This window comes from Xanthomonas sp. D-36-1 (assembly GCF_017746155.1).
Taxonomy (GTDB): Bacteria; Pseudomonadota; Gammaproteobacteria; order Xanthomonadales; family Xanthomonadaceae; genus Xanthomonas; species Xanthomonas cissicola.
Window position 1 is genome coordinate 1 of sequence record NZ_JAGHWR010000113.1, and the last position, 8,994, is coordinate 8,994.

The 8,994-nt window shown below is 56.8% G+C and carries 10 protein-coding genes; 3 read left to right on the forward strand and 7 right to left on the reverse strand.

Annotation, left to right across the window (positions count from 1 at the left end):
* Both J7367_RS21315 and J7367_RS21320 read left to right on the forward strand, forming a co-directional pair.
* A partial coding sequence (locus tag J7367_RS21315; RefSeq protein ID WP_209029000.1) for a sensor domain-containing diguanylate cyclase occupies window positions 1-887 on the forward strand: 887 nt, incomplete at its 5' end.
* A 103-nt stretch (window positions 888-990) separates the two neighbouring features.
* The gene (locus J7367_RS21320; protein ID WP_039573961.1) at window positions 991-1,281 is read left to right on the forward strand and encodes a hypothetical protein; all 291 of its coding nucleotides are present in this window, start codon (window positions 991-993) and stop codon (window positions 1,279-1,281) included.
* Window positions 1,282-1,309: 28 nt separating this feature from the next.
* Here the strand turns inward: J7367_RS21320 and J7367_RS21325 are convergent, their stop codons facing one another.
* Both J7367_RS21325 and J7367_RS21330 read right to left on the reverse strand, forming a co-directional pair.
* Window positions 1,310-2,236 carry a nucleotidyl transferase AbiEii/AbiGii toxin family protein gene (locus J7367_RS21325; RefSeq protein WP_039573949.1) on the reverse strand — a complete coding sequence of 309 codons (927 nt, stop codon included), beginning with the start codon at window positions 2,234-2,236 and terminating at the stop codon, window positions 1,310-1,312.
* A complete protein-coding gene (locus J7367_RS21330) occupies window positions 2,229-2,987 on the reverse strand; it encodes a type IV toxin-antitoxin system AbiEi family antitoxin domain-containing protein (protein ID WP_039573952.1) in 759 nt (252 codons plus the stop codon). The genes J7367_RS21325 and J7367_RS21330 overlap by 8 nt, the downstream gene beginning before the upstream one ends.
* Before the next feature lie 225 nt (window positions 2,988-3,212).
* On the opposite strand from J7367_RS21330, the gene J7367_RS21335 reads away from it, so the two are divergent.
* Window positions 3,213-3,593 carry a DUF3742 family protein gene (locus tag J7367_RS21335; RefSeq protein ID WP_081027917.1) on the forward strand — a complete coding sequence of 127 codons (381 nt, stop codon included), beginning with the start codon at window positions 3,213-3,215 and terminating at the stop codon, window positions 3,591-3,593.
* A 19-nt stretch (window positions 3,594-3,612) separates the two neighbouring features.
* Here J7367_RS21335 and J7367_RS21340 read toward each other — a convergent pair whose 3' ends face one another.
* The 5 genes from J7367_RS21340 to J7367_RS21360 are packed head-to-tail and all read right to left on the reverse strand — an operon-like array spanning window position 3,613 to window position 8,252.
* Entirely contained in the window at window positions 3,613-5,121 is a 1,509-nt protein-coding gene (locus tag J7367_RS21340) for a conjugal transfer protein TraG N-terminal domain-containing protein (RefSeq protein WP_039573965.1), read from the reverse strand.
* 15 nt (window positions 5,122-5,136) lie between these two features.
* The gene (locus tag J7367_RS21345) at window positions 5,137-5,484 is read right to left on the reverse strand and encodes a hypothetical protein (protein ID WP_039573955.1); all 348 of its coding nucleotides are present in this window, start codon (window positions 5,482-5,484) and stop codon (window positions 5,137-5,139) included.
* Window positions 5,481-6,881, reverse strand: coding sequence for an integrating conjugative element protein (locus J7367_RS21350; RefSeq protein WP_176215056.1), 1,401 nt, complete (start codon window positions 6,879-6,881; stop codon window positions 5,481-5,483). Before J7367_RS21350 ends, J7367_RS21345 begins: the two co-directional genes overlap by 4 nt.
* 10 nt (window positions 6,882-6,891) lie before the next feature.
* Window positions 6,892-7,830 (reverse strand): TIGR03756 family integrating conjugative element protein, encoded by a 939-nt coding sequence (locus tag J7367_RS21355; protein ID WP_039570236.1) that lies wholly within the window; start codon window positions 7,828-7,830, stop codon window positions 6,892-6,894.
* Window positions 7,830-8,252 carry a TIGR03757 family integrating conjugative element protein gene (locus J7367_RS21360; RefSeq protein ID WP_046831123.1) on the reverse strand — a complete coding sequence of 141 codons (423 nt, stop codon included), beginning with the start codon at window positions 8,250-8,252 and terminating at the stop codon, window positions 7,830-7,832. Before J7367_RS21360 ends, J7367_RS21355 begins: the two co-directional genes overlap by 1 nt.
* Window positions 8,253-8,994 lie beyond the last annotated feature (742 nt).

Consider the following 8,994-nt stretch of genomic DNA (forward strand, 5'->3'; position numbering starts at 1 on the left):
TAATGGGCGGGGGGATTACCTTGGCCCGCTTTCCTGATGGAAAAATTCAGTACTGCAATGAGGCGTTCGTTCGTCTATTCGGCCACGACGCCAGCCAATTCCGTACAGTCGATCAATTCGTGGACAGCCTCAATCTTCATGAACGGCAGCGCGAAATGGTACGCAAGCGCTGGCTAGACATCGAACTGCATCACTCGGCACATCCTGTTGGGACCGGTGATATGGAGATTGATGTCGTAACCAGCGGAGGGTCAATCCGCACGGTGTTGCACTCGGGTTTGATACTTCACGACGAAAAGCTGGCGGTAGCGATCTTCAAAGACTTTTCTGCTGTGCAGTCCAATCGCCGACAGCTTTTGGAGCTTATCTATCGAGACGATCTGACTGGTGTTTCCAATCGGCGTGGCCTACGCGAGCGTTGGCATGCGGAGGTCTCCGAAGATCCGCAGCGTCGACTTGCATTCCTCATGCTGGATCTTGATCACTTCAAACCCATCAATGACTCCTATGGGCACGCGGTAGGTGACACCGTGCTTCAGATCATCGCAGAGCGACTGAAAGGGGCTGTGCGAGAGACAGACTTGGTATGCCGCCTCGGTGGCGATGAGTTCGGTATCTTGCTTGTTGCACCAAGTGACCTGTCTCATATCGAGATGGTCTGCAGCCGCATACTGGAGTCGGTGAATACGCCGCTTCTGGTGGACAACCTAAAACTTAGTGTCGGCGTCAGCATTGGCGCCTGCCTCTATCCCGATCAAGCTGCTGATAAGCACGAACTATTGCGGCGCGCTGACCGAGCCCTGTATCAAATCAAAAGGACCGGGGCAAAAGGTTCCTGGCGCTGGTTCACAGGAGAGCAGCCAGTCGAAGGCCTGGCTATTTCTTGAGAGTAATGCAGTCGTTATACGTAGCGGTTAGCGCAGTACCTAGGCACAGATTCCGAGTCGAATTTTGAGAGCAACTGGCGAACCAAAGGCCAAGGGGGCCGACATGAACCTTCCGAATGACAGCAGCTTAATTCCCGTGCCAGCAAGTAAGTCTTGCGAGCTCATCATGCGGGGTGTGGCAGAATTTAAGGGGTTAAAAGATCAACGCATCTTTCTTGACTCGTTGATGTTTCAGTGCGCGCTGTTAACCCGCATGACTGGCGGAGACAAGGAATATCACGCGTTTCTGGATCGCCTTCGAGACATGAGCTTTGAAGAGCTAGAGCACATTACCCATCCTCGCACGCAGCAGTCGCCTTCAGAGCATGAGGATGACATGTCCTTGCCAGCCTGATCGAACGCCTGCGATCAAGCCCCACATCTCAGGGCCTGGATGCAGCCAGCGCAGCATCCAGGACGTCGGCCTGAGCAGCGAAATCAGTAGGCCGACGTTGCTTGAAAGTGCTCATGTTGGTGAGCTTCCAACGTAATGCTGGCAACTGATCGACGTGCGGGCACTGCAGCAATGACCACTCTGGCTCTCCCCTCGCCAATCCACTCAGGAAACGTCGGTGGGCCTCAGAGAGGCGTGCGGGCAATTCTTGCCGCAACCGAGCACGAGTCTCCAGCAATACACCCAGCGGGCAAGGTGTTTCCGTCATGCCCTGAAAGGCGCGCTCGTACTCCCCGGCGATGTCTTTGTCATTGCCGAACAGTACTTCGTGCGTAGGACGGTTGTGGCCTGCCAGATAGACCACGAAGCACTCGACCATCTCATCGGTGATGCCGACCGTTTCATACATTTGCCACGTGTCGAACAGATCACGCGGATGTTGACGATCCATCGCGGCTACCAACTTCCCTGCATAAAGCTCATCCGGGGCCAGGGTGGGGACGTCGAACTCGACTCCGAAAAGATCGCGCGTCCTGGCACTCAATGGCAGTCGGGTGATCGGAAGGACGGATCCGCGAAACACCACGTTGACCTCAACCTTTACTTGAGTGCTGTCATTCTCAGCAATCAGCTTCGTGTCGCCCAGATCTTTGCTGTGTATCAGTCGTGTTTGCACACCCATCGGTGCAACGCGCTCTGCGATCGCAGCCAGTTCTTGATTGATTGCTTGAAGTGCTTGATCACGGGGAACTTGCCAGGGCAGGTACACCACATCGATGTCCACAGAAAGGCGCGGCATATCCTGTACAAACAGGTTGATGGCAGTGCCGCCTTTCATGGCGAAGATGTCATTGGCAAATACAGCAGGAGCAATGTCCAGCAGAAGTCGAACGGTGTCAGCGTAGTGCTTATCCATGAGGGTTTAGGCTCAGCAAGGTGCCATCGTCCAGTCGGCTCATCCAGCGCCTGCTGCTTCCGGTTCTGACCTGGTTGTGCTCAAGCAATAGGTCAACATCGACAACCCCTGACTCGCGTGCCCATGTCAGAAACAATCGCACGGCTTTTACACTGGTACAGCAGGAAAGCAACTGTCCAAGCAGATCCTTGCGCGGTGATCGAAGGCCATCAAAAATATTGCGGCACTCTTCGAGGCTTTGCCTCGTGCCGGCGTCATAGAGCAGCTCCAGAACGGCTCGCTCTGGCACAGCTACCTGCAGGCCCTGGGGCTGCCCTGGGGGAGTATGCAGGGTCTTTCCGGCGAGAGTATCGTCTGGCCAGTCGAAGAGCTTGGCCCCGACGTACCGCGCCGGAAAACGCTCGGAGAACCAGGTCGGTATGACGAAACGGACATCGCCCCAAAGAACGAGGATGTCCCATGACCCCAGGTTGTGGCGGACCCCCTGAAGCGCCAACGCGCTTTTCCCTCCGACGTGCAGGCCAGCCACATGCACTTGAAGGAAGCGAAGCGCGCCAGTGACATCGAAGTCGTCGTTCGGGAATGCGTAGACGCCATGGGCGAGGCGTACTAGCCAGCCTCCCTCCACGTAGCGGGCAGCCAGCTGTGGTGACACGCCAAATGATTCGAGCGTAGATAGACCGAACGGCGCACCACGCGGTAGCTCAGCCTGGAGGCGCTTGATTAGCTGATGTCGTATAGTTCTACTCATATGTTAAATGTAAAACACAATCTAATCAGCTGTCATCCCAAAACACATCATTGGGAGAAAAAATAGCCTCATAGTTGAATTTTACGCATAGATCTAATCATACTTGGCCAGCATGCATTGCCTAACCAACTGACTCATGTGCCGACGAAAACTCATTGTTGGCCCCCATGCCCGGGAAAAGGCAAACTGGACCGTAGACATATCGCCACGAGATAGGTGATAGCCATGAAGACGAACCCTCAAAGCAGCAATCCGGAGAAGATAGGTCGCTGGCTTGGCAAAGCCTGGCGCTCATATGTCCAGGTCGAGCGGAGACTCACGATATCGCTCTCATCCAAGGGCATTTCAATCGGTTTAGCGGCAGTCTTGTTTTGGTTTGTGAAGGCCGCGGCAGTGGCTGTACTGCTCTACACCGCATTCTGGCTCACGCTGTTGTTAGCGTTTGCGGTGCTACTTGCTCGTGGACTTGCGGGGCGAGCCTACGGCCCCGATGACTCGCTAGAGCCGCGCGAGGAAATGCGGCACGGAGAGGCAGGATTCGGGCTCTATTCCTCCGAAGGCCATCGACTTGACCCGCACGACCCCAATAGTCCCTACGATAACTAGGGGCAGGCCGCATCCGGGATCAGCGGATCAGTTTGTTGGTGCCCGATGCTGCAGCGTCCCTTGCATCCTTGCTACCTGTGGCGAGGTTTTGAGCTATCACTCCTGCTCGTACTCCGACCCAACCCAGTGCAGCAACCCAAAATGTTGGCAGGACCAGAAACATCGTCCCCATCACAAACATCAGCAGCAGGTCGCCAAACGCATTGTTCAGGCCTGCTAGCGGGTCAAAGTTTGCATGCGGCCGGTTGTAGCCGAATCCCCACCCATAAAGCGCGTCCAGAATGGTGCTGTCGATCCAACGTGCGAGCTGGAACCAGAAATCCACGAAGAACAATGCGAACTGCACGATGCTGACAGTCACCAATGTTTTCAGGTCGTAAGTCCCCACCACTAAAACCAGCGGTATGCAGATCACCAAGGCCATCTTCAGCAGCGACAGCACCATCGGCAGAGCCTGGCGCACCACATCCATTGCCGGGAAAGCTGCAAGCGAACCGACCGCAAGGCCAACATCGCTGGCTGCACGGTTGACGACGTTGGGCAGTGTCTTGTCAATCTGACCACCATAATCGGTGTAGACCGAGCCCTGATTGAGCTTCTGCTGACGTGGTGAAGCAATCGCTCGAATCACCGAGTCATCAACCTCCTGGCGGCTCAAAAAGCCTGCCCAACCAGCCACCCGATTGAGCAAGCCTGGATCGACTTGGGACAGCAATCGAGCGCGTAATCCGTTGCTGCTATCGCTCCACCACTGGCGACATGTCGGATAGCCCGCGCCGCTGGGCACCTGCGTAAGCCCCGCATCCCGGTTGCTCTCGTAAGCCCAGCCGTCTCGCGGAGTCTTGGCGTGATAGGTGTCGTAGAAACCGCTGGTATCAACGAAATACGATGAGCCGATCCAAGACACATCATGCATTTGCGTGTCATCGAGCTGCGGGCGGTTCATGAACAACTTGGCACGCGCCGGCCCGTAACAATCGTGCGTGAAGTCAGCAACTTCCTGAGCCAGGACCGGATCGTCAATGCGCGTGGCGTTGATATCCATTCGAATCTGGCGCACGTCGGTACCGCATGGAATTGCAGCGACTGAAGCTCCGGTGATTGCGCGCGATACTGCGTGTACGAAAGCCCACCAGACCGGCAACTTGGCACTCTGATTGTTGAGCGTGCTGAAAGATTGCGACCAACCGGTTGCTGCGGGTTCGAGCATGTTGACCTGACACTGCGTCGAACGTGTTTGGTCATACTTGATGGTGTTGAGGTCGACGTCGATAAATGGAATGCCGGCGAACATCACCACGACGATGGCAACCCATACCCGGTTCTCGATGCGCACCGAAGATAGGACGCCCTTGTTGCCTTCATCAGCCCCTTCGGCCTTCGCCTTTAGCCATTCTTGGACAATGATGGTCAAGAACGGAATTGCAAACACACCACTGGAAACCAGCACAGCCCAGATTCCATTGTTGACGATCCAGCCTACCAGGGTGAGGTAGTACTCAAGGTAGTCAGTCGTGAAAAGTGTCATCGGCTGGATCTCCAATTACGACTGAAGCAATAAAACGATTTCCAGGGCGACGATGGCTGCAACGCCGGCGACTTCGGTGCGGATCAGCCGGTAACGCGCTTCGGAGTCTGGCTCGCGAGCGAGCAGCCGACGGCGCATCCAAAGCCAGCCGCGGGCCGTAGCCGCATAGAGAGCCAGCCGCCACATCAAAAAGTATCCAGAAGCAGTAGCCATCCAGTGCTGCCAAGCGGCGACGCTGCCCACGAGATAGATACCGACCACGTTGGCTACCAACGCCAAAGTGAGCAGGACCATGGTCCATAGCAGCACATGTGCCGTCTTCCGATTGAAAAGCCAGCGAAAGCGCAGCCACTCGAAACTCATTGGGCCCGCCCTGACGATGGCCGCTGCAATTGGTCGAGGCGGTCAGGGACGGGATCACCCTCGTAGATCCCACGCGAACCCGATGCCCTGGTACCGTGGCGCTGAATGATCGCCATGGGCGAGTTGTTCGCGAGCTCGCGGCGTAGTTCAAGTTCGGTCTTCAAATTCTGGATCTCACGATCCAGCGTATTGCTCTCGTGGTTGATAGCCTCCACCGCAAGCTGATTGGCTGAAACATTGGGCTCTTTCTGCCCTGTCAGCAGCGTGCGCTGCAACAACAAGGCCTTCTCTAACACAGAAGACAGAGCCACCTCTGAGGCCAGTCGACGCGCGAGCATGTCCTGGTCCGGTTCATCTCGCAGCGCTTCAATCACACCTCGGGTGATCGGCAACGACGTACTGCCTGCCGCGCGCAAATTTTCGAAAGTAGTACTGCGGGTTCCGTCGATCAGCTCCTGCAGGGACTGCAACTTGGCGTCGTATTCTTCCTGGATAAGTGGCGTCAAGCCCACACCAGGCATGGTTTGAGTCTTGGTACAGTCTTCGCAAGTACGCTGCTCCTGTTCACCCAATACACGGGTCGCCCAATCGATTGCGGCCTGAGGAGTGGACCATGTTTGGCAAGCCAGGCTGTTGCAGCTAGTCGCATCTATCGAAGAGGTGTCGGTGACGCTGCGCCCATTGACCAGGTTGTAGCCCGCACGGGTCACATCGGCGACCACTTTGATCGAGGACTGACCCGCACCACCAGCGTTATTGCCGCCGACCCAAGGAACACCGTCATTGCCACGCGTTGTTTCGGCCTGCTCGATAGCGGACACTGCATCGGTACTTGTCACAGCCTGGCGAAGAGCCATGCCCTCTGCTATCTGGTTCCAGCCGAGTTGGCCACCCGCCGTCTGGGCCATCCGCTCGGCCATGGCGCGACAGGTGAGCTTGGAACGGTCAAAGTCCAGGCGGGCCTGCAGCACGCCATTGGTCAACAGGTTGTACAGTCCAGGGTCTGCGCGCTGGATGATCAAAGCGGGCAGTGACGCGACGGCACTCGTCGCGCTCTGAATCACGTTACCCATGATGTTCTGAAATCCATTCGTCAGCCCGTTGAGCTGGTTCTGAATCGTCGTGCTGATATTCATATCCCCACAGACCAGATTGCTGTTCCAGCCAGCGCCAACGCCGATCGAGCGCATACCCGCAGCGCCGCTCATGGATACGGCGTTGCCGCCGCCGATTGAATACATGACCTCATCGCCGATGACGCTTCCACTGTTCTGGAAGCCACCGCTCTGAGCCCAGACGAATCCGCTTGCGAGGCCAAGCGCAGACGCCAGCAAAGCGAGGCGCCAATGCCCTTGTCCGCGACGATCAGGAGGAGAAGTGTCATCAGAAGAGTTCATGCATGTGTCCTCAGTTGAAATCGACGCTGCCCAGGAAGACCTGACCTTGACGCTGGCAGCAGCTGTAAGGGCGCCATAAAGCCCACGCGTAGTCGCCCTGCGCTGCCTGAGGCAGGAAACCGCTTTGGGGGAATACCGCACAGGTGGAGGACAGGCGCGGTGTGAGCTGCTGCCACTTACCTGTTGAGGCATCGCTTTCTACCAGCGCGCCAGCCGGCCAATAACCATCGCGACTACTGGCGAGCAGGGGCTGATAGACGTGAAGTTGGCCTCGACGCGTCACTATGTCGCCTGCGCGCTGCGCAACCACAGCGCCGGCCTTGTGGTCATCGGTCTGATGCAGAAATCCTCCGCGGGGGTATACGGCGCCCCACAGATTCATGCCAGTACGAGAGCCTATCTCTCGCATGCCAGGGATGAGCGCTTCGGGGTAAACGACTTCTGGCAAGTTGTAGCGCCATGCAATCGTATCCAAGGTGCTGAGCAAGTAGGGCATGAAAGCAGTACCAGCACCTTCGCACGCGTAACCCGATGCGCTGGCGAATTGACTGAAAACCTGCCCACCGGGGTGGCCGATCACATCCGCGTTTTTGAACTTGATCAGGTTGTTTTCGTTGTCATGACTAGTTGTTCCATCGCCTCCAGAGCGAGCAGTCGCGTTGGGCTTACTCATCGCACGCACTTCAACCCAGGGATTTTCACCAACGTTGGAATAGCTGGAGACCACAGCATCTGGAACGTAATGACGTACTTTGATTGAGGTGCGAACCGTGCACCCCGTCAACGTGCAATAAAGCCAATAGCAAATGCCCACCACCCGATACTCCAGGCAGTCTGGCGAAAGCGTTGATGACACGATGCTGGCCGTATTCAGAGCGAAGCTCGACGTAGCACCGCACAGCAGCGCCGCAGCGGCACCCACTCGTAAGCGACGTGGAACACGAGCCATCATGGAGTTTTCCTGCGGTATTGCGCTACGCGCGCAAGTGCCTTGTCCAGGTTAGGCTCCCCGTACACCACATAACTCTGGTCCACAACAACCGCTGGGAGCGTGGCGATGCCCAAACTCCAGGCGTCGGTAACGTCTTGGTAAGCACTACGAAGGCGTTGTTGCAGGGCTTGGCCACCGCGTTCTAAGCGCTGCTGTACCAGCGCAGCGGCACGCTGGGGGGCGCTTGGAAGCTGCTCTGACAACTCGATTTCAAGCTGCTGGGCTTTGTCTAACTCTATGCGTCGGTCGACGGTCGCGTTGCCAGTCACAGAGTGCTTGGAGTCAGTGATTACCCAGACTTCTTGAGCCTCGGAACTCCCCGGAACCAGCATCGCCAGTCCGAACAGCGCGTGTCCGAAAACAATGTAGAGGTTGCGCATGGCGTGCTGCCTGGAAGTTGGAGACCCATGTAGTCCAACGCATCCGGCTGACACATACCACGAAGAATGAGTAATGCAGCACGCCCGCATTTCCTGCGTATTGCATCTAGCAAAAGGTCGTTACGCTCGCCGCCCGCACCGATGCGAACCCAGCTTTGATTCGTTCTAGGTCGGGCTGGGTACGCGCGCCTCAGAGTCGCGCACGATCCCCATGGATGGATCGATAAAGGAGTCCGAAAGGCGTGCCGTATTTGGCCGCCATCGCCAGTCGACCGTGCGATAGCAGTCGTGAGAGTTGGTCGCCGGGCACACATGCCGCGTGCCGGTCACGGCTACGCGCAAGTCTACGCGATCACCAGCCAGCATAGGTGCCATACCGTTGACGACGAAGCGTCACGTGTCAGTGGCAATGACCGATCACGGCGAACTGATGGGCCGACCTGTTAGTTGCCAGCGATAAGGCCCCTACGGATGCTAGCAATCACGCCAGCAGGCTCCCGCCCGCCGAGTCCTAAAAGTCGACGTTTAGAAATCAATGTGTTAGCGGGGATTGATTGGGAAATCAATGGGTTGTGTTAGCTGGAATCAGGGAACCTCTGAACAAAGCACAGCAGATGCGCGACACTATTGCCACAGAGTTAAGAATCATCCATGCAGCTGACATTCGGTGATGCTGAGGGCCTGGGCAAGCGCAAGCAGACCCGGCGCGAGATCTTTTTGGCCGAGATGGAGCAGGTCGTGC